Here is a 21,938-nt window from a genome sequence, read left to right on the forward strand (position 1 = left end):
CCTTAATCCGGAAAGTTAATAACCACTTTGCCGCACTTCCCGCTCGCCATCAGCGCATAGGCTTCCCCCGCCTGTTCAAGAGAAAAACGATGCGTAATCGCACTGTGCGGCCAGAGCTTCCAGTCGGTCAGATCGCGGGCGCATTTTTCCATATGGAACAGGCTGGTTACCCAGGAGCCAATAATACGCCGCTGGTGATGCATCAGGTCGGCACTCACTTCAAATTCAACTTTCCCGGTTTCACCGATATAGACAACCCGCCCCCAGTCCGCTGTCGACTGCAATGCCAGCAGACGACCCGCTGCATTACCGGAACAATCCAGCGCCACATCCGCGCCGCCGTGCGTCAGTTCGGCAATCAGCGCCGGTAGATTCTCCGTCGTGGCCAGGAATCCGTTGTCCATCACGCCCAGCTGTTTTGCCGTCGCCAGGCGCTCCGGCAGCATATCGACGCCAATAACGCGCTTCGCCCCACGCCCCTTCGCCAGCATCATGGCCATCATGCCGACAGGTCCGAGGCCGACAACCAGAACGTTGTCACTGCCGGACACTTCGCCACGCAGAATACCTTCGTAGGCTGTCCCAACGCCGCAGCTAATAAACGCCCCGTCTTCATAGCTCAGGGCATCCGGGAGATGAATCAGGTCTTTCTCTTCCGCTAATAAATATTCAGCATGACCCCCGTCGCGCTGCCAGCCGTAGGCGGCTTTGCCCTCCCCGGTACAGGAGATCGGAAAACCCCGTCGGCAGTTGGAACAGAATCCGCAGCCGGAAATATGGTAAACCAACACCCGGTCACCCGCTTTGAAATGTCGGCAGCCAGCTCCGGTTTCAATAATTTGTCCACAAGGTTCATGACCGTTAACAAACCCCTGATACAATGGCTTATCCGGCGCAGCAGCAGTCCCCCGGTGCTGATGATAAATATAATGAACATCGCTCCCGCAAATTCCTGATGATTTCATTTTAATGAGAACCTGATTGATCCCTGGCGTTGGCACAGGAACCTCTCTGAGTTCAACGGTGGAATTTCCCGGTAAAAAAGCAGCCAGCATTGTTTTCATCATTCCCTCTACACAAATTAATAAATATTAATGTTTAAGTTTACTGTTGCGTTGGGTCAGCAATATATTCGCCAGCACTGCCACCACAATAATTAATCCGCGAACAACCTGCTGGAAGAAAGAGTTAATTCCCAGCAGCACCAGTCCATTACCAATAAGGGTAATCACCAGTACGCCTAATAAAGTGCCAAACAGTGAACCGCGACCGCCGGACAGCGCGGTGCCTCCGACCACAACCGCCGCAATGACGTCAAACTCCAGGCCATTTGCCGCCCCCGCATTACCTGAGCCAAGCCTGGCGGCCAACAGAATCCCGGTAATGGCAGCCAGCAAACCGGAGAGCGTAAAAATCAAAATACGCACCCGCTTAACGTTAATCCCGCAAAGCTGCGCGGCGGTCGCATTCCCGCCAGTGGCAAAAACGGAGCGACCAAACGCAGTCTTGCGGCTGATAAAGACAAAGATGACGAACAGAATCAGCATAATGAGTGCCGACACCGGGATGCCAAAAAGCTGCCCACCGAGCCATTCCAGCACCTCATTTTCATCAATCGGTACCGGCAGCGCGTTGGTCATAAACAGTCCCATACCGCGTAAGGCGCTCCACAAACCTAATGTGGCCACGAAGCTTGGAACGCTAAATACGCCACGCAATACGCCAGCAAGCGTGCCCAGCGCGGCACCCAGAATTAACACCATCAGGCAGGCAAGGCTAAGCGGCACCTGAAACTGTAACAGGAAGGCCAGACAGACGGAGATAAACGCCACCATCGGCCCAACGCTCACGTCTATCTCACCGGAAATAATAATGAGCGTCATTGCCCATGCGGCAATCCCAATCGTCGCGGCATCCCGGAGGACGTTCATTTGGTTATTTAACGAAATAAATCCTGGCGCGTTAAATGAAAAAACCAGATATAAAATAGCAATAACCACCAGCAAACCAATTTCATTAATATGATTGCTAATAAACTGCTTTGGTGCGGTACTTTTGCCTTGCGGCAGCGTTAATGATGAGGCAGACATCTGTTAGTTCCTCAATAAACGTAATGGCTAATGCGTGGATAGAATGGCCGACATTAATTCATCGACATTAACAGGGGCTAAAAGCTCGCGGGTAAACTCGCCGTTTTGCAGCAGCAAAATACGATCGCAAACTAAAGGCAGTTCTTCTATTTCGCTGGAAATGAAGATGACGCTTTTTCCTTCTGCGGCCAGCTCGCGCACGATACGATATATCTGCTGTTTGGCTTCGATATCGACGCCGCGCGTCGGCTCATCAAGGAGCAAAATTTCGCTTTCGGCATACACCCAGCGTCCAATGACCACCTTTTGCTGATTGCCGCCCGATAACGTCCCGATTGCGGTCTGCGTATTTGCCGCTTTTACCGTCATCCTGCTCATCACCGCCGCCGTCAGCGCCTGGATCCGCTGCCAGTTCAATACGCCACGCTGACTCACCTTGTGTCGGTTGGTCATTACCGTGTTTTCATCCACGCCCAGTAGCGGAATGATCCCCGCTTCTTTACGGTTTTCCGGGGTATAGCCCACGCCGCTTTTGAGCATTGCGGCATAATCAGGCTGCGAAACATTCACGCCGTTCAGCGTGATTTCTCCGCGGGAAAACGACTCTAATCCAATGATTGCCTTGAGTAATTCGCTACGGCCAGATCCCAGCAGCCCTGCAATCCCCAGTACTTCGCCCCGGTGCAGCGTAAAGCTAATATTATGCAGCTTTGGCGGGTGGCATAATTGCGCAACCTGCAGAACCGGAGTCGTTAGCGAGATGCCGGGTTTAACCCGCGGGAGGTCGATATGTTCCCTGCCCAGCATCAGCGATACGATTTCCTGAGTGGTCGTGCTCTCCAGCGTAACATCCCCGGCGACCTGACCATCACGCATGATCGTTGCGCAAGAGGCGATACGGCGGATCTCCTCCATGCGATGACTGACATAAATCACGGCGACGCCCAGCGCTGACATCCGTTTTACCGCGTTGATCACCAGCTCAACTTCCGCATTAGCCAGCGAGCTGGTCGGTTCATCGAGAATAACCACCTGCGGCTGGCCTTTCATCACGCGGGCTATCTCCACCAGCTGCTTTTGTGCCGGACTCAACGTCCCGACTAAAGCATCGGGTGGAACATCAACACCGAGAGCCGCCAGTGCCTCTGTCGCCTGGCGAGCCATCATAGTCTGATTAATCATGCCATTACGACGCGGCCATTGACCAAGACAGAGATTTTCAGCAACCGTCAATCCCTCAACCAGACTCAGCTCCTGGTATACGGCTCTGACACCCAACTCCGCTGCGCGCCGCGTCAGCGTGGCATCGCTGCCCTCAAGGCGGGTTCCACCCAACCAAATTTCGCCGCTATCAGGACTCTCACTGCCGGTCAGCATACGAATGAGCGTGGACTTTCCCGCGCCATTTTTCCCCAACAGCGCCCGAACCTCACCTTTTGAGAGCGTAAAATCCACGTTATCCAGCGCCACGACGCCGGGATAACGCTTATTTCCTGCGACTATTTTCGCGACCGGTGTCGTCGTTTTTTCACTTGCTGTCATCACATCTCTACCTCAGTTAACGGACAGGAGTCATCAGGGCAGACCGTCGACATGCGTAGTCAGCCACTGCTTACCATCTTCAGATTTAACGTAGGTATCGATGTCCACAGGGATGATTTTGTTTGCCTGTGGGGTTTTATTAATCACATTCATGGTTTGTGCGAAAACGGCATTGCCCATTTTCTTACCCGAAATGTCGACAACGGCTTTCAGCACCTGATAGCTTTGCAGTTCCTGAGCGATTTCCGTTGTCATATCCGAGCCGAACACGGCAATTTTGCCCGCTTTCCCCTGATTGCGGACCGCTTTAACCGCTCCCAGCGTCGCCCCGCCAGACTCCCCCATAATGGCGTCCAGACTGGATGAGGAGATAATCAGCTTTTCGCCTACAGAGATGGCTTTATCGAGAACAGTTCCTTCCTGATTCGCGACAATCTGCATCCCCGGAACGCGTGCTTTTAGCGCCTCTTCAAAGCCTTTTCGCCGCTGCACGCAGACCTCGAACGCTTCACAGTTGATTATCGCAATTTTTGGGGCGCTGATTTTTTGTGCAATAAAATAATCAGCCGCGGCCTCCCCCAGCTTTTTACCAAATTCAACCGGATCGCCAACCAGGTAGGCAGAGACATACTTGTCCACGCCTTTCTCATTGATACAGGTGTTGTAGCAAATCACCGGAATACCGGCTTCACTGGCCCGGCGAACCGCGCGGCTGCTGCCGTTTTCTGAAACGGCAGAGAGAATAATGGCGTCCACGTTGCGCGCAACCAGCGTATCGATAAACGAACTCTCTTTGGAAATATCGCCCTGAGCATTGGTTTCAATGAGCTGAATTTTCGCCTGATTCTCCAGTGCCGCATCCTGAACGCCCTGACGTACGCCAGCGTAATACCCCTGAGTATCAAGGTAGATTGCACCGACGGTAATCTCTTTCTCTGCGCTAAAGCCGGGGAATGAAATACTCAACAACGTTAACAGTAAACATGAAAAAAATGAGACTACCTTATTTTTAGACATACGTGCCTCCTGTAGGGTCAGGCATTTATTGTTGTTTAGCTTCGGCGGAACATAAGCGTGCCGCCGGGCGATTTCACATATTCTAAACATCCCGAAGAAAGCGGCGGGTCAGGCCGCTCAAAGATTACAGTAAACGTTCTTTAGTTAATGAGGTGCAGCACGAAGGGCATTGTCTGTCGAAACAGCGCCGCCTTCGCCCAGGCGGGATTGAGCGCTTCCAGCTCAGATAGCGCCTGCTCGTATCTTGATCCACCGCCCAGTCCTGCCGTCGCCAGAGAGCGCACAAGCAAACATTTCTCCTGATGCTGCTTTTGAATATCGGCATATAGCGAGAGGAGATCGGGTTGGGATACCGCGAAGAAATCGGCCTCCACCTGCTCAGCCTCCATGTGTTGCGACCATTGCAGCATATCGTTGAAAAGCTGGTGGCTGGCCGCGAGTTCACCCGTCATCCGCAAGGCAATACCTTGCCAGAAGAGGTAATCCACCGGCTGATCGTTGTAGTAGCTATGAATGTTGATAGTCCGATCGCCCCGCGCAGCTTTCTGGAAACACTCGACAGCACGCTCTTCCATACCCTGCTGCCGGGCGCAAATCCCCAGCCAGAACCAGATATCGTTATCGGTCTGACCCGGCAACCGTCCTTCGCTAAGGTTATCCGGATAGTGCAGCGCGGCTGTCAGCAACGCTTCAGCCTGCTGCGGACGCTGTTGCTGAATATGCTGCCAGGCTCGCAAAAGGTGATTGATAATAAACTGACTGGTTATTTTTCCTTCGCCACCTTCCCAGGGATGAAACTTACGCGAAGAAAGGATCCCGGCCGCGCGATCCGTTTTCCCGGCGAGATGCCAAAGATGCAGCAGCTCCGCCGTTAAATCGTCACGTTTCAGTGCCGTAGCGAGATTTGCCTCCAGCCGGGCAAGGCGTTTGCCTGGCTCTGCGGCAGTGAGCTTATCCAGCAGATCGCGCTCAAACAAAAGACGAGCGTCTTGCGGTTGTTGCTCACACGCTTTATCCAGATACGCCGTCGCCAGACTGGCATCAGACAGTTTATTCCACGCATGAATCGCCAGCCCTCGCCAGGCATCAGCAAAATCAGGAGCCATCTCCACACAACGCTGCCACAGGTGAGTCGCTTTCTCATCGTTACGCCGACTGTAGTGGAAGCAGGCGAGCAGGTGCTGAGCAAAATAGCACTCTGTGACATTTTCCAGCGCCGCCACTTCCGGCAGCAGATTGGGAAAACGCACAAAGTCAGGAAACACCTCGCGCGCACGGTTTATCAGCGCAAGGCGCTCATTCCCCTCGCTCAAACTGGCTTGCAAATAGAGCGGTAGCGTTTTCTGGCAGTTAAGCGCGGTCAGGACGGCTTTCGCCCGCTCAGTCATTCCCCAGTCCAGCAACAATCCGGCGGTCTGCAAGGCGTTAATATCCCGCGACTGGCAGACGCCCACCCAGCGGGCCATGTCCGATTCGGCTGCAGAGATCGTCGCTTTCACCCACCAGAAAGTGGGATTCAGCGGATAGTCGCGCAGCAGGTTTTCGGTCTGTTGCAGCGCCTCGTCGCGACGACCGGTGAGGTGCAGTAATAATGTTTCGAGAGACAGCACATCCTGGTTGGTCTGACACGCCAGCAGACTCTGCCGACAAAAATTCAGGGCATCATCGTAACGCTCATTTCGCGTAGCCAGCCTGGCAAGCCCATAATATCCGCCCGCTTTGCTGTTACCACTCCACACTGCCCGCCAGAAATCCTCCTGCGCATCGTGCCATTGCTGTAACCGTTCTCTGGCGCTGGCGCGGATCAGGCTTGCCTGCCCGCACTGCGGGTTTTTGTTCAGGCGATGCGCACGCGCCAGCGCCTGAGTGGCATAATCGCTCGCTCGTACGTAGTCGGCGCGATTATATTCCAGCATCGCCAGCGCCAGATTGCAGCGGTAATCCAGTGGATCCAGCTCAAGGCCGCGAAGGTAATAGTCGAAAGGTGAACGGCTGGCGTGGTGATATTGCTCCAGATGCTGGCCGATAAACCACGCCTCATCCACGCTGCCGATCTCATCCGCACTTAGCGGGGCTTTCGCCACTTCCGGCAGCGGTATCTCCTGCGGCTGATGTTCCTGATAACGCAATACGCTCCTGCCGTGGCGATCGGACAGCGTTATCGTCAGACGAGCGGGGTTAATCCCGGTTAACGTCCCCTGAATAACGGCGCATGGCATCAGCTCAATCACTTCATCCAGCAGCGGCTGCGGGTTCCCCTCTTCGCAAAGGGTAAGACGGTGGGCGGAAAGAGGAGAAATGGCATACACACCCCAGGCAATCCCCTCGTCATCACGCTGTAGTTTAATCACCGCATCACGCGAGGCGTTCTGTACCATGCCCAGCGAGTGGTAAGGCAGGAAGTATTGCTCAAAACGCTTTTCTTCAAACGGGTCCAGCCAGGTAAAATCCGGCTGGTTATCGGCAAAAATACCGGTCATCAGTTCGATATAAGGCCCATTCTCATCGGTCAGATTTTTATCCCATGCCTGACCAAATTCGCTATACCCCCAGCTCCACTGTTTTTTCCCCGGCGCGATATGATGATCCGCAACATGCAGCAGCCCGCCATTTTCGTCATGGCACCAGGCGCCGACAAAATCGTATTCTGACTTTTCCGCCATGTAGGAGGTCGGTACCGGAACATTTTTATAGCGAGAGATATCAACACCCGCCGAATAGTCCACCTTGTAATACGTTCCGGTGGCGATCGGGAAGGCTGAAACCGCACGTTTGCCGTGATCAAACACCGCGGTGACATCCGGTGGAAAGACGCTTTGATGCCCGTCGCCGCCTTTCACTGCCGGATTCGCCCACCATAAGAAATGACGTGGCGTGGCATTGCTGTTGTAGACGCGACTGCCAATCTCCAGCGCTGCACGTTCCGGGCGCAGAGTAAATCCGGTCATCACCTGTAGCCCATGCATCGGCTCCGTCTCGCCAACCCACACTGTTTTTGAGCCATCGTCATTTTCGCTAATCGTAAAATCCACCGGCATATACGTAGTGGGCCGATGGTGCTGCGGCCAGTTGAACTCGATGCCCCCGGAGATCCACGGACCAAGCAGCCCCACCAGCGCGGGTTTGATAACGTCATTGTGATAAACGAAATCACGCTGCCTCACCTTATCCCATGCGCGATGCACGCGGCCCCCGAGCTGGGGCAGGATCATGATTTTGATATAATCATTTTCCAGCCATACCGCCTGCCAGGCCTTTAACGTTTTATCCTCGCTCAGCGTATCCGTCACACCGTAGGGATATACGGCCCCGGAAGACCCCTGATAAACCCGATTCTCCAGAAACATGGGATGTACATCCTGCGCCCCCGTTTCATAGGTCGGAATATGTACCGTCTCCTGCCAAACGTTTACTGAACTCATAACGCCCTCAAAGTTAACAAGACATACTGGAGTGAAATAATGAGAGCAGTGTAATGGACAGAATTACGGGTTTTACGCACAATAATCACGCAATTTAGTTAACAAGGTTTAGTGTATGAAAGCCTGCATTAACAATCAGCAAATTCGCCATTACAACAAGGGTGTGCTGCTGGAGTACCTGTATCGCAAGAAACGAGCCAGCAAATCGACCCTCGCCCGACTGGCACAAATCTCGATTCCTGCCGTCAGCAATATTCTTCAGGAGCTGGAGGAAGAGGGACGCGTCGTAAATGTACCGGACGACCGTCTGTCACGCGGCCATAGCAGCGGCGCCTGGCTTATCGCCCCGGAGGGTGACTGGACCTTATGCATGAACATCACGCCAACCAGTATCGAGTGCCAGCTTGGCAACGCCTGTCTGAGTCCAAAAGGCGACGTTGAATACCATGCGATTGACGCCCCCCATCCCCAGGCATTACTCGCGGCCATTGAGAAATGCTGGCATCAGTACCGTAAAAATTGGCCTAATCGAAAAATCAATCTGGCGTTGGCGGTTCATGGACAGGTTGATGCGGGAACGGGCGTATCGCAGACGATGCCGCAGGCGCCCTGGAAACAGCCCGTGGAGTTGAAATACCTGCTGGAAGAAAAACTCAACGTGCGCGTCATGGTCGATAACGATTGTGTGATGCTGGCGCTGGCGGAAAAATGGCAAAATGACGGTCAGTATCGGGACTTTTGCGTCATCAATGTCGATTATGGTATTGGCTCCTCATTTGTTATCAACGACCAGGTATGGCGTGGCAGTCTCTACGGCAGCGGACAAATCGGGCACACGATTATCAACCCTGATGGCGTAGCCTGCGATTGTGGTCGATACGGTTGTCTGGAAACCGTGGCGTCCCTCAGCGCGCTAAAAAAACAGGCGAGAATGTGGCTAAAAACGCGCCCCGATCTCGCTGATAATCCTGAAGCGCTAACCATTGATGCCTTAATTGAAAAATGGCAACAGGGGGATTTACGCCTTCATGCCTGGGTTGAAGACTCGGCCAACGCTATCGGGCTTAGTCTCTACAACTTCCTGAATACCTTAAATATAAATAATATTTTGTTATACGGTCGCAGCTGTGGCTTTGGGGAAGAGTGGCTGAATATCATCATCAGGCAGACGGGATTTAACCCCTTTGATCATCGTGACGCGACTCGCACCAGAGCAACGCAAATCGGCTTTGGCAAGCTGAGCCGCGCACAACAGCTGATGGGAATTGGTTATCTGTATGTGGAGGAGCAACTACAGACGCTTCGTTAATCGCTGAGGTACGTGGCAGAGCGCAATTTTGTGTATTACGTTTAAATCACACGTCTCTCATAACGAGCTGATTATGAACACACTACGCTATTTTGATTTTGGATCTTCCCGTTCTCTGTTGCTGTTGATTGCCCGAATTGCACTGGTTTTGTTGTTTATTATTTTTGGCTTTCCTAAACTCACCGGTTTTGACGGTACCGTGCAGTACATGACCTCATTGGGTACGCCAGCGCCGACGCTCGCCGCCATTATCGCCGTGGTCATGGAAGTTCCCGCCGCGATTCTGATTGTGTTGGGCTTTTTTACCCGGCCACTGGCAGTGATATTCGTTGTCTATACGCTGGGTACGGCGGTCATCGGGCATCACTACTGGAATATGAGTGGTGAAGCGGTTGGCCCAAATATGATTAACTTCTACAAAAATATCAGTATTGCGGCAGGCTTCCTGCTGCTGGCGATTGCCGGTCCGGGGGCGATTTCTCTCGACCGACGCTGAGTGACCAACCCTGATATAAGTTGACCGTTTTTTGTCTGTAAACGCCTGATGAACTTCATCGGGCGTTTTGTATTTCAGGACCAGTTTACTCTTTTTTAATATTCAGCCCGTTAAGCACAAATAAACCCGACGGTCACAGCAAACCCCGTCATGCTGTCTGGCGGCAAGCGCTTTTAGAGAAGAGATTAAACATGGAGAGAAGAAAATGAACGATTTAAAGATAGTGCTGGCAGTTCTTTTATTATCCGGATGCGCCGCCCGGACGGCTAATCCCCCGCCCTCTCAGTCGCCTATGGATGAATGCAGACAGGCACAGCAAAGCGGCGATTCCATCGCCAGCGCAGAGAAGTGTGGCGCTATCATGCGCGACCAGTAGCCTGAAATAACAAAGCCCACGCGAAGTGGGCTTTAGCAATAATGCCTGTTAAGGCTTACGCGTAAACCGGGAAGCGCGCGCAGATTTCCAGGACTTTCCCTTTGATGCGCTCAATAACCGCTTCATCATTGATATTGTCCAGAACGTCACACATCCAGCCAGCCAGTTCTTTAGCTTCTGCTTCTTTAAAACCACGGCGCGTAATAGCCGGAGAACCGATACGGATGCCGGAAGTCACAAATGGGCTTTTCGGATCGTTCGGCACGCTGTTTTTGTTTACCGTGATATTGGCACGACCCAGCGCAGCGTCAGCTTCTTTACCGGTCAGGTTCTTATCAACCAGGTCCAGCAGAAACAGGTGGTTTTCAGTACCGCCGGACACCACTTTATAGCCACGGTTCAGGAACACTTCCACCATCGCTTTGGCGTTTTTCGCAACCTGCTGCTGGTAGACTTTGAACTCTGGCTCCATCGCTTCTTTCAGCGCCACCGCTTTCGCCGCGATAACGTGCATCAGCGGACCACCCTGCGCACTAGGGAAAACGGCAGAGTTCAGTTTTTTGTACAGTTCTTCATCGCCACCCTTCGCCAGGATCAGGCCACCGCGCGGGCCAGCCAGGGTTTTGTGGGTGGTGGTGGTGACAACGTGAGCATGGGGAACCGGGTTCGGGTAAACACCGGCGGCTATCAGACCGGCGACGTGCGCCATGTCCACGAACAGGTATGCGCCGATGCTGTCTGCGATTTCACGCATTTTTGCCCAGTCAACCACACCGGAGTAGGCAGAGAAGCCGCCGATGATCATCTTCGGCTTGTGGGTCTGAGCCTGCTTCGCCATGTCTTCGTAGTCAATTTTACCGGACTCATCAATACCATAAGGGATGATGTTGTACAGTTTGCCAGAGAAGTTAACCGGGGAGCCGTGAGTCAGGTGGCCGCCTTGCGCCAGGTTCATACCCAGAACGGTATCACCCGGTTGCAGCAGCGCGGTGTAGACCGCGAAGTTAGCCTGAGAGCCGGAGTGTGGCTGAACGTTAGCGTAGTCTGCGCCAAACAGCTCTTTTGCGCGATCGATAGCCAGCTGTTCCACGATATCCACATATTCACAACCGCCGTAGTAGCGCTTGCCCGGATATCCTTCAGCGTATTTGTTGGTCAGCTGAGAGCCCTGTGCCTGCATAACGCGTGGGCTGGTGTAGTTTTCGGAGGCGATCAGTTCGATGTGCTCTTCCTGACGTACTTTTTCCTGCTCCATAGCCTGCCACAGTTCGGCATCATAATCGGCAATGTTCATTTCACGCTTTAACATCCGCATCTCCTGACTCAACTAACGATAAAATTTTCGGCCTTAAAAGGCGGTCCGTAGGACAACGGCGAACAGTATAACTGAATCACTCTGCGATAACAGGTCTTGACAAAGGATTTTACGCAAACGATTACCTTCACGGCACGCAAGGCTTTGGCGAATGAAGACCTTATGAGTTTCAACGGATTTCTTTTCAGGTTTGTGATGCAGATTTTTCACGTTGTCACCCTAATTACACAAAGTGACAAAGAACCATTTACAGTGCAGGGGTATTTTTATAAGATGCATTTGATATACATCATTAAAAATTCACATAAAGGAAGAACGTATGCTTGACGCCCAAACCATCGCGACCGTAAAGGCCACCATTCCCCTGCTCGTTGCAACGGGTCCTAAGCTGACTGCCCATTTCTACGATCGCATGTTTACGCATAACCCTGAACTTAAAGAAATTTTTAACATGAGTAACCAGCGTAACGGCGATCAGCGTGAAGCCCTGTTCAACGCGATTGCCGCCTATGCCAGCAATATCGAGAATCTGCCTGCCCTGCTGCCTGCGGTCGAGAAAATAGCCCAGAAGCACACCAGCTTTCAGATCAAACCGGAACAATACAATATTGTGGGCACCCACCTGCTGGCGACTCTCGACGAAATGTTCAGCCCCGGTCAGGAAGTGCTGGATGCATGGGGTAAGGCTTACGGCGTGCTGGCGAATGTCTTTATCCATCGTGAGGCCGAAATCTACAGCGAAAGCGCCCGTAAAACCGGCGGCTGGAAGGGCACCCGCGCATTCCGCCTCGTGAAGAAAACCCCGCAAAGCGCGCTGATAACCAGCTTTGAATTTGAGCCTGTCGACGGTGGCCCGGTCGCAGAATACCGTCCGGGTCAGTATCTGGCGGTCTGGCTGAAGCCGGAAGGTTTCCCACATCAGGAAATTCGGCAATATTCCCTGACCCGGAAACCCGACGGGAAGGGCTATCGCATAGCGGTTAAGCGCGAAGACGGCGGTCAGGTTTCAAACTGGCTGCACAATCATGCTGACGTTGGCGGTGTGGTGCAGATTGCCGCCCCTGCTGGCGATTTCTTTATGGATGTGGCAACCGATACGCCGGTAACCCTGATTTCTGCTGGGGTGGGCCAAACCCCGATGCTGGCAATGCTCGACACACTGGCAAAAGCGGGCCATACGGCGCAGGTCAACTGGTTCCATGCGGCGGAAAATGGCGACGTGCACGCATTTGCAGATGAAGTAAACGCGCTGGGCAAAACGTTACCGCGCTTTACTGCACATACCTGGTATCGTGAACCGACCGAAGCCGATCGCGCCAAAGGTGCCTTTGACAGTTCCGGTCTGATGGATCTGAACAAACTGGAAGGGGCAATCAGCGATCCGGCCATGCAGTTTTATCTGTGCGGTCCGGTCGGTTTCATGCAGTTTGCCGCGAAGCAGCTGGTTGGGCTGGGCGTGAAAAACGAGAACATTCACTATGAATGCTTCGGCCCGCATAAGGTGCTGTAAGTAAAATCCCCTCCCCATGCGGGGAGGGGAATAAATCAGATTGCCGCGTCGTCTTCTTCACCGGTACGAATACGAATGACGCGCGCCACGTCAAAGACGAAAATTTTACCGTCGCCGATTTTGCCCGTCTGGGCAGTACGAATAATGGTGTCGACGCAGGTATCCACGATATCGTCAGTCACTACGATCTCAATTTTCACCTTCGGCAGAAAATCCACCATATATTCTGCGCCACGGTACAGTTCAGTATGCCCCTTCTGACGACCAAAGCCTTTGACTTCGGTGACCGTCATCCCTGTGATACCCACCTCCGCCAGCGCTTCACGTACATCATCCAGTTTGAAAGGTTTAATAATCGCATCAATCTTTTTCATGGTGGGTCCTTAAACTCTTGCCTGTCTGCGGCCTCGTAATCGATGGCTCACAGTACCATATTCATTCAAATTGTGGGGGACTACTCTTTAAAATCATTTGCCTCTAACTCGTGGCGAGAAAGGAGTTTATAGAACTCCGTCCGGTTACGCCCCGCCATTCGCGCCGCATGAGTGACGTTGCCTTTGGTGATTTGCAGCAGCTTACGCAGGTAGTTGAGTTCAAACTGGTTACGCGCTTCAACAAAGGTCGGCAGCGCGGTGTTCTCCCCTTCCAGCGCCTGCTCCACCAGCGCGTCGCTGATCACCGGCGAGGAGGTCAGCGCCACGCACTGCTCAATCACATTCACCAGCTGGCGCACGTTGCCCGGCCAGCTGGCGGTCATCAGTCGCTTCATCGCATCCGTTGAGAAGGCGCGCACGAACGGTTTATGCCGCTGCGCCGACTGGCGTAGCAAATGGTTTGCCAACAGCGGAATGTCTTCCGTACGTTCGGCCAGCGCCGGGATCTTCAGGCTTACCACGTTGAGGCGATAATACAAATCTTCGCGGAACTCGCCGCGGGCCATCGCTTTTGGCAAATCGCGGTGGGTCGCCGAAATAATCCGCACGTTAATATCGATATCCCGGTTGCTGCCGAGCGGTCTGACCTTGCGCTCCTGTAACACGCGCAGCAGCTTGACCTGCAACGGCGCGGGCATATCGCCAATCTCATCAAGGAACAACGTCCCGCCTTCGGCCGCCTGGAACAGCCCCTCGCGATTGCTTACCGCGCCGGTAAACGCCCCGCGCGCGTGGCCAAACAGTTCGGACTCCAGTAGCTGTTCCGGCAGCGCGCCGCAGTTAATGGCTATAAACGGCTTGCCGCCGCGCGGACCGGCATTATGAATGGCCTGAGCGAAAATCTCTTTCCCGGTACCACTTTGTCCATTAATCAGCACGCTAACGTCAGACTGCGCCATCATTCGCGCCTGCTCCAGCAGACGCAGCATCAGTGGGCTTCGGGTGACGATAGATTCACGCCAGCGGTCATCCGTTGCCGGGGCCGATTGTTCCAGCGCGTCATCAATAGCCTGGTACAGCGCATCTTTATCGACCGGTTTCGTCAGGAAGCTGAAAACGCCTTTTTGCGTCGCCGCAACGGCGTCAGGAATGGAACCGTGCGCGGTCAGAATGATCACCGGCATTCCCGGCTGAACTTTCTGGATTTCGCTAAACAGCTGCATGCCGTCCATTTCATCCATGCGCAGATCGCTGATCACCAGATCCACTTTTTCGCGGTTCAGCACACGTAACCCTTCCTGCCCGCTTTCGGCTGTGACCACGCTGTAACCTTCGCTGATGAGCCGCATACCCAGCAGTTTCAGCAGACCCGGATCGTCATCCACGAGCAATAAATGCGCCGGTTTACGACTCATTATGGCGTTACCTCATCTTGTGACGGCGCAGGCGTTGCCTCGTCTGGCTTATCAGTGCCGTGCGCCGCGTCGGGGTTATAGTTCCCGGCAGGCTTGCGGGTGGAAAGCTGGCGTTCAATATCGGTCAGATTCTCCAGCTTGCGGGTGGTGAGATCGAGCTGCGACTGGAGGTGCTGATGCTCCTGGCGCAGGGTGTCAAGATCGCTATCGGCCGTTTGCTGTAGCTTACTGTAACGCTGACGCTCTTCCGAAAGCTGCAATTGCAGTGTTTGCCCATCCCGCCAGAGCTGATACAGGGGGCGCACCTGTGCCGGGATCTGTGAACTGAAAGTATCCATTCGGTTCACAATATCGCGGCGTTCGAGAGGCGTAATTTTGGCGTCTGCCAGCAGGATCCCCCGCTTAAAGCTGTTCTGCCAGCCGTCATCCGCCAGCGCACGAGCCTCATTACGCGACTGCACCGGCAGCAGACGATTAGCACAATCTATCGCCCGCAGCCAGTAAAGTGGATTGCTCTCGGTTGTTTGTCCCTGCACTGCCCAGATATCAGTACATTCAATGGAAAGGGAGTCCGCCTGTTGATACGTCGGGATTTTTTCCTGTGAAGTATCGCCATTCGTCTGACTGGCGATGTGCGGAGCACAACCCACCAGCAGCAGACAAGGAACCCCCGCCAGCATCAACCGACGGGGAAAAATTCGTTGAAAAATGTGCACAAAAACGTGTGGCATATTCACCAGACTTAGCTTGATTTAGAACCGGCCTGTTAGGCTATTTTGCTTACCATTTTGAACCTGGGCAGTGCCCGCACAAAACCTGACAGCGTTTTGCACGCCGCATGCGGCGGCCCGAAGGGTGAGCGTCGCGAATCATCTTCACGTACTCCGTGTTCGCTCCGGTTGCACCGCGCTGTCCGTGTTCAGACTGTCTGCGCCCGTCAAGCCTGATGGACCGGGTTAGTTTTCGACGCAGAAAGCGGCAGCGCTATGCGAAAGCAAACTTCTTGCATATTCTCTTCATCCAGATACAACTTCCCCTGCATACGGCGAATACAATCTCTGGCAATGCTCAACCCCAGCCCGCTGCCCTTCACCGCCCCTTTGCGTTGGAGGCTCCCCTGAAAAAAAGGCTCGAAGATCATCGCTCTTTCCGCTTCCGGAATCGGTGCGCCGGTATTGATAACATCGATATACACCGTGGAGCCCTGCAAACGGCTACGGATGCAAATGTTACCGGATTCAGCACCATAGTGCACCGCATTGGAATAAAGATTGTCCAGCACGCTCATCAGCAACATCGGCTCAGCAAGGCAGCGCTTTGCCTGCAGGTCAATCCCGGTATGCATCATTTTAGCGCGGGCAGGTAAACTGTGAGCGGAAACCACCATATCGACCAACGGCTCAATCTCCACGCTCTCCAGCTCCACGGCAGAATCTGCCAGCTTTCGGTTGTAATCAAGCAGTTGTTCTATCAGTTTTTGCAGGTTACGGCTGCTGTTATCAAGGATGCCGACCACCTCTTTTTGCTCCACCGTCAGCGGGCCAACAACCTGATCGGCAAGCAGTTCGGTGCCTTCGCGCATACTGGCTAACGGGGTTTTCAGCTCGTGGGAAAGATGGCGTAAAAACTGATGGCGCTGAGATTCAAGCCAGGAGAGACGTTCGCTCAGCCAGATAATGCGTTGCCCGACGGAGCGCAGCTCGCGCGGCCCGGTGAACGAAATCGTGTTTCCCAGCGTTCTTCCTTCTCCGAGACGATTGATCATCCGCTCGATGCCCTTGACCGGCCCGATAATCATCCGCGTAAAAAGCAGCACCATCGCCAGACTCACCAGAAACAGCACCAGCGCCTGCCAGCCAAAGAACTGCCCGCGTTCAGCAATCTCTTGCTGCAACTGCTGGCCCCGGGAGAACACCACGGTACGCGTCGCCTGCACCATCTCAGTATTGGCATTGGCAAAGGCTTCCAGACGTGCGGCAGCGACAGAATCTGGCCCGCTGTTTTTGCACTGTAACCCGGCGAGATCGTTTAAATCCTGGCGCAGCGCCTGATAAAGTTTATCGTCCGGCAAAACGCCCGCGTGGGCATCCAGCATTTCGCTGTAGCGCTTACGCTGGCTCTGGTACACCTTCGCCAGGGTGGGATCGTCAAGGACGCAATACTGGCGGTAGCTTCGCTCCATCTCCAGAGCGGCGTTGGTCATGGCTTCGCTACGCCGGGCGTCAACGAGCGTCGTGCGGTTGGTCAACGCGGCCTGGGCGCTTAAGGTATTCAGACTCTGCCACGCCTGCCAGGCCAGCACCAAAAGCGGCAGCAGGATCAGAATAAATGCCAGCATAACCAGCTGTCGTAAAGACCGGGGGAAAACAGACCAGCGCTTCAAAGCGTTACTCTCATCGGACATGAATATCAGGATGCTAACCGAGGGAAAGTCCAGATACAACAAAGCCGGGATAAACCCGGCTTTGTTGTGAAATAAGGCGGTGCCTAACTCCACGTTTCGCCCGATGGTTGATAAAGCAAAGCTATTATCAGAAGCTGGACGGCAGGCACCTTGTTGTGCGTCATTCGAAGTTTATGTAGCGCGTCCCGAAGGGGCTGACATAAGAGGGTGAATGAGCCACTGCCCGTTATTATGCAGCAAACGTGCCAACATTGAAAACATATTATTATTCTATTGATTTAAATGAATTTATTAATATTTTTGTATAATTACCAGGGCGAGCAAAATTTAACCAAACCGTCGCCTTTCGGAGACACTTAAAACTCACATCACACCAGTCCATATAAATCAATAAGTTAAGCGTCTCTTATTGACGACAACCTAAACAGACCGTTGTCGCAAATTCCCGACATACTGCGGCAGGTAAAGCCAGGTTTACTAGCCATCGAATGCCCCGACTGTCGACGCGTCGGCAGATAATATTCGAGAGTGCCGGACTGCCCGGCGCCCCCTGCGGCAGGAAGCACTGCTCAGGATGCTGGGGCAGCCGCCGGATGCGCCAGCCCTGTCCCTCAGATAAACGGGGCCAGAAAGCAAAACGCCCGGGCAATCTCTGCCCGGGCGTGTATTTAATGCGCTGGATTAACCCAGCTGTTTGCGGGCATTACGGAAGATCCGCATCCACGGGCCGTCCTCGCCCCAATTTTCCGGATGCCAGGAGTTGCTGACCGTGCGGAAAACGCGTTCCGGGTGCGGCATCATAATGGTCACGCGACCATTTTCCGTCGTGACGGCGGTAATACCATTCGGCGAGCCGTTCGGGTTAGCCGGATAAGTTTCGGTCACTTTGCCAAAGTTATCGACATAACGCAGCGCCACCAGACCTTTGCTCTCAAGCGCGGCCAGATGTGCATCGTTGCGGACTTCAACACGCCCTTCCCCGTGAGAAACAGCGATTGGCATTTGTGAACCCACCATCCCCTGTAGCAGCAGAGACGGGCTCTGCGTGACTTCCACCAGGCTAAAGCGCGCTTCAAAACGGTCAGAATGGTTACGCACAAAGCGTGGCCACAGCTCGCTTCCTGGGATCAGCTCACGCAGATTCGACATCATCTGGCAACCGTTGCACACGCCGAGCGCCAACGTCTGCGGACGATGGAAGAAAGTCTCAAACTCATCGCGAACACGATTGTTGAACAGGATGGATTTCGCCCAGCCTTCCCCTGCCCCCAGCACATCGCCATAGGAGAAGCCGCCGCACGCCACCAGCGACTGGAAGTTCCCCAGACCAATACGACCGCCGAGCAGATCGCTCATATGGACGTCAATGGCGTCAAAACCCGCACGGTGGAAGGCTGCCGCCATCTCCACATGAGAGTTAACCCCCTGCTCGCGCAGCACGGCGACCTTCGGACGCGCACCGGTGGCAATGTATGGCGCGGCGATATCTTCATTGATATCGAACGACAACGTCACATTAAGACCCGGATCGGCATCGTTGGTTTTGGCGTTGTGCTCCTGATCGGCACACTCCGGGTTATCCCGCAGACGCTGCATCTGCCAGGTCGTTTCGGCCCACCAGGTACGCAACGTGGTGCGGCTTTCGCTGAACACGGCATGACCGTCCGCTTCAATCACAAAACGATCGCCGGACACCGCCTGCCCTAAATAATGTACGCAGTCGCCCAGGCCAAATTGTGCCAGCAGCGCTTCCACCGCGTCACGATCGTCTTCGCGAACCTGAATGACCGCGCCCAGCTCTTCATTGAACAGCACAGCCAGAGGATCGTCATCAAGCGTTGCGATATCAGCCTGAATACCGCAGTGGCCAGTAAACGCCATTTCAGCCAGGGTCACCAGCAAACCGCCGTCGGAGCGGTCGTGGTAAGCCAGTAGCTTACGCTGCGCCACCAGCGCCTGAATGGCGTCATAGAAGCCTTTCAGTTGCCCCACATCGCGTACGTCAGCGGGTTTGTCGCCAAGCTGACGATACACCTGAGCCAGCGCCGTGGCGCCCAACGCGTTATGCCCCTTGCCGAGATCGATCAGCAGCAGGGCGTTATCTTCGGTAGAAAGCTGCGGCGTAATGGTATGACGTACGTCTTCCACGCGGGCAAACGCGGAAATCACCAGCGACAGCGGGGACGTCATTTCGCGCTGCTCGTTGCCTTCCTGCCAGCGGGTTTTCATCGACATGGAGTCTTTGCCAACCGGAATCGTCAGGCCGAGAGCGGGACAAAGCTCCTCGCCCACCGCTTTCACCGCTTCATACAGACCGGCATCTTCCCCCGGATGGCCGGCTGCCGCCATCCAGTTTGCGGACAGCTTGATACGTTTAATATCGCCAATCTGCGTTGCCGCGATATTTGTCAGCGCTTCGCCAACGGCCAGACGCGCGGAGGCGGAAAAGTCCAGCAGTGCCACCGGCGCACGCTCGCCAATTGACATCGCTTCACCATAGTAGCTGTCGAGGCTGGCGGTGGTCACCGCACAGTTAGCAACCGGCACCTGCCACGGACCAACCATCTGATCGCGCGCCACCATACCGGTGACGGTACGGTCGCCGATGGTGACCAGGAAGGTTTTCTCTGCCACGGTCGGCAGATGCAGCACGCGGTTCACGGCGTCAGCAACCGTGATATCCGCACGGTTTAACGCATCACCCTGCGCCTTCAGCGTCTGCACGTCGCGGGTCATTTTGGGGGTTTTGCCCAGCAGCACATCCAGCGGTAAGTCAATCGGCTGGTTGTCGAAATGGCGATCGTTGAGCGATAAATGTTGTTCTTCGGTCGCTTCGCCAATCACCGCGTATGGCGCGCGCTCACGGCGGCACAGCTCATCAAACAGCGGCAACAGGTCAGCGGCCACTGCCAGCACGTAGCGCTCCTGGGATTCGTTACACCAGATTTCCAGCGGGCTCATACCTGGCTCATCGCTGAGGATATCACGCAGCTCAAACCTGCCGCCGCGCCCGCCGTCACTGACCAGTTCCGGCATGGCGTTAGAAAGGCCACCCGCCCCCACGTCATGGATAAACAGGATCGGGTTGGCGTCGCCCAGCTGCCAGCAGCGGTCGATCACTTCCTGGCAGCGGCGTTCCATCTCCGGGTTATCGCGCTGCACGGAAGCAAAGTCGAGATCCGCATCGGACTGACCGGAGGCCATTGAGGAAGCTGCCCCCCCGCCGAGGCCAATATTCATCGCCGGACCGCCGAGAACGATCAGCTTCGCGCCAACGACGATCTCGCCTTTCTGCACGTGATCGGCGCGAATGTTGCCGATCCCGCCCGCCAGCATGATCGGTTTGTGATAGCCGCGCAGCTCTTCGCCGTTGTGGCTGTTCACTTTTTCTTCATACGTCCGGAAATAGCCGTTCAGCGCCGGACGACCAAATTCGTTGTTAAACGCCGCGCCGCCCAGCGGGCCTTCGGTCATGATATCCAGGGCGGTAACAATACGCTCCGGCTTACCGAAATCTTCTTCCCACGGCTGCTCAAAGCCCGGAATACGCAGGTTGGATACGGAAAAACCGACCAGGCCGGCTTTTGGCTTGGCTCCGCGCCCCGTCGCGCCTTCATCACGAATTTCACCACCAGACCCCGTCGCCGCCCCCGGCCAGGGGGAGATCGCCGTCGGATGGTTGTGCGTTTCCACTTTCATCAGGATATGGGCAGGCTCCTGGTGGAAATCGTAGCGTCCGGTGGCGTGGTCGGCATAATAACGACCGACGTCAGAGCCTTCCATTACCGCTGCGTTGTCTTTATACGCAGAAAGAACGTGATCCGGGGTGGTTTCGAAGGTGTTTTTAATCATTTTAAACAGCGACTTCGGCTGCTGTTTCCCATCGATAACCCAGTCAGCATTGAAAATCTTGTGACGGCAGTGCTCAGAGTTCGCCTGGGCGAACATGTACAGTTCGATGTCGTTCGGGTTGCGCCCCAGCTGAGTGAACGCATCCTGCAGGTAATCAATTTCATCGTCCGCCAGCGCCAGACCAAGACGCAGGTTAGCGTCAATCAGCGCCTGACGGCCCTCACCCAGCAGATCCACACAGGAAACCGGCGCTGGCTGATGATGAACAAACAGCTTCTCTGCATCATCCAGTGAAGGGAATACCGTCTCCATCATGCGGTCATGCAGCACCGCTGCAACCTGCTGCCACTGTTCAGCCGTCAGTTCTGAGGCCTCAACATAGTACGCGACGCCGCGCTCAAGGCGGTTAATCTGTTGCAGGCCGCAGTTGTGGGCAATATCGGTCGCTTTGGAAGACCAGGGGGAGATGGTGCCAGGACGAGGCGTAACCAGCAGCAGCGTCCCTTCCGGGGTATGGCTGCTTAAGTTCGGGCCATATTCCAGCAGCCGGGCAAGCTGCGCCTGCTCATCGCCACTCAGCGGCGCATTCAGATCGGCAAAATGGACGTACTCAGCGTAAATATTGTGGACCTGGAGGTTGGCAGCCTGAAAGCGCGCCAGCAGTTTGTTAATACGGAATGCCGACAGTGCAGGCGAACCACGCAGAATTTCCATCATAAGTCTCTCGTCTTCTAAGCTTTCGGTGTGCCCAAGTGGGGAAACGGGCGTCATTATAAAGAATCTGGCGCGCTGACGAAACCGTTTGCGTCGAAATAA

Annotated in this window: 15 protein-coding genes; 4 read left to right on the forward strand and 11 right to left on the reverse strand. The window is 54.5% G+C overall.

What is annotated here, in order from left to right:
* Window positions 1-2: 2 nt before the first annotated feature.
* The 5 genes from C3432_RS05095 to C3432_RS05115 all read right to left on the reverse strand — a co-directional run bounded on the left by C3432_RS05095 (window position 3) and on the right by C3432_RS05115 (window position 8,071).
* Complete coding sequence (locus tag C3432_RS05095) at window positions 3-1,064, reverse strand: zinc-dependent alcohol dehydrogenase family protein (RefSeq protein ID WP_103775560.1); 1,062 nt, start codon at window positions 1,062-1,064, stop codon at window positions 3-5.
* 27 nt (window positions 1,065-1,091) lie between these two features.
* Complete coding sequence (locus C3432_RS05100) at window positions 1,092-2,090, reverse strand: ABC transporter permease (RefSeq protein ID WP_103775561.1); 999 nt, start codon at window positions 2,088-2,090, stop codon at window positions 1,092-1,094.
* Window positions 2,091-2,117: 27 nt separating this feature from the next.
* Window positions 2,118-3,632: a sugar ABC transporter ATP-binding protein gene (locus tag C3432_RS05105; RefSeq protein WP_374755460.1), complete on the reverse strand. Its 1,515-nt coding sequence runs from the start codon at window positions 3,630-3,632 to the stop codon at window positions 2,118-2,120.
* 33 nt (window positions 3,633-3,665) lie between these two features.
* On the reverse strand, window positions 3,666-4,649 hold the full coding sequence (locus C3432_RS05110; protein WP_103775563.1) for a substrate-binding domain-containing protein: 984 nt from the start codon (window positions 4,647-4,649) through the stop codon (window positions 3,666-3,668).
* A gap of 140 nt (window positions 4,650-4,789) precedes the next feature.
* Complete coding sequence (locus C3432_RS05115; protein WP_103775564.1) at window positions 4,790-8,071, reverse strand: DUF5107 domain-containing protein; 3,282 nt, start codon at window positions 8,069-8,071, stop codon at window positions 4,790-4,792.
* 115 nt (window positions 8,072-8,186) lie between these two features.
* On the opposite strand from C3432_RS05115, the gene C3432_RS05120 reads away from it, so the two are divergent.
* The 3 genes from C3432_RS05120 to C3432_RS27625 all read left to right on the forward strand — a co-directional run bounded on the left by C3432_RS05120 (window position 8,187) and on the right by C3432_RS27625 (window position 10,252).
* Window positions 8,187-9,380, forward strand: a complete 1,194-nt coding sequence (locus C3432_RS05120; RefSeq protein ID WP_103775565.1) for an ROK family transcriptional regulator — start codon at window positions 8,187-8,189, stop codon at window positions 9,378-9,380.
* 73 nt (window positions 9,381-9,453) lie between these two features.
* A complete protein-coding gene (locus tag C3432_RS05125) occupies window positions 9,454-9,876 on the forward strand; it encodes a DoxX family protein (RefSeq protein ID WP_103775566.1) in 423 nt (140 codons plus the stop codon).
* A 205-nt stretch (window positions 9,877-10,081) separates the two neighbouring features.
* A complete protein-coding gene (locus C3432_RS27625) occupies window positions 10,082-10,252 on the forward strand; it encodes a hypothetical protein (protein ID WP_181012870.1) in 171 nt (56 codons plus the stop codon).
* 55 nt (window positions 10,253-10,307) lie between these two features.
* On the opposite strand, the gene glyA is transcribed toward C3432_RS27625, so the two are convergent.
* On the reverse strand, window positions 10,308-11,561 hold the full coding sequence (gene glyA / locus C3432_RS05130) for a serine hydroxymethyltransferase (RefSeq protein ID WP_103775567.1): 1,254 nt from the start codon (window positions 11,559-11,561) through the stop codon (window positions 10,308-10,310).
* Between the two features lie 325 nt (window positions 11,562-11,886).
* On the opposite strand from glyA, the gene hmpA reads away from it, so the two are divergent.
* On the forward strand, window positions 11,887-13,077 hold the full coding sequence (gene hmpA, locus C3432_RS05135) for an NO-inducible flavohemoprotein (RefSeq protein ID WP_103775568.1): 1,191 nt from the start codon (window positions 11,887-11,889) through the stop codon (window positions 13,075-13,077).
* Window positions 13,078-13,112: 35 nt separating this feature from the next.
* On the opposite strand, the gene glnB is transcribed toward hmpA, so the two are convergent.
* The 5 genes from glnB to purL form a co-directional block, all read right to left on the reverse strand.
* On the reverse strand, window positions 13,113-13,451 hold the full coding sequence (gene glnB, locus C3432_RS05140; protein ID WP_002914032.1) for a nitrogen regulatory protein P-II: 339 nt from the start codon (window positions 13,449-13,451) through the stop codon (window positions 13,113-13,115).
* 80 nt (window positions 13,452-13,531) lie between these two features.
* A complete protein-coding gene (glrR, locus tag C3432_RS05145; protein ID WP_103775569.1) occupies window positions 13,532-14,866 on the reverse strand; it encodes a two-component system response regulator GlrR in 1,335 nt (444 codons plus the stop codon).
* Complete coding sequence (gene qseG / locus C3432_RS05150) at window positions 14,866-15,597, reverse strand: two-component system QseEF-associated lipoprotein QseG (RefSeq protein WP_103775570.1); 732 nt, start codon at window positions 15,595-15,597, stop codon at window positions 14,866-14,868. The genes glrR and qseG overlap by 1 nt, the downstream gene beginning before the upstream one ends.
* 206 nt (window positions 15,598-15,803) lie before the next feature.
* The gene (qseE, locus tag C3432_RS05160) at window positions 15,804-17,249 is read right to left on the reverse strand and encodes a two component system sensor histidine kinase QseE/GlrK (protein WP_146050919.1); all 1,446 of its coding nucleotides are present in this window, start codon (window positions 17,247-17,249) and stop codon (window positions 15,804-15,806) included.
* Between the two features lie 702 nt (window positions 17,250-17,951).
* Window positions 17,952-21,839, reverse strand: coding sequence for a phosphoribosylformylglycinamidine synthase (gene purL, locus C3432_RS05165; RefSeq protein ID WP_103775571.1), 3,888 nt, complete (start codon window positions 21,837-21,839; stop codon window positions 17,952-17,954).
* Between the last annotated feature and the right edge of the window lie 99 nt (window positions 21,840-21,938).

Source organism: Citrobacter amalonaticus (assembly GCF_002918555.1).
Taxonomy (GTDB): Bacteria; Pseudomonadota; Gammaproteobacteria; order Enterobacterales; family Enterobacteriaceae; genus Citrobacter_C; species Citrobacter_C amalonaticus_A.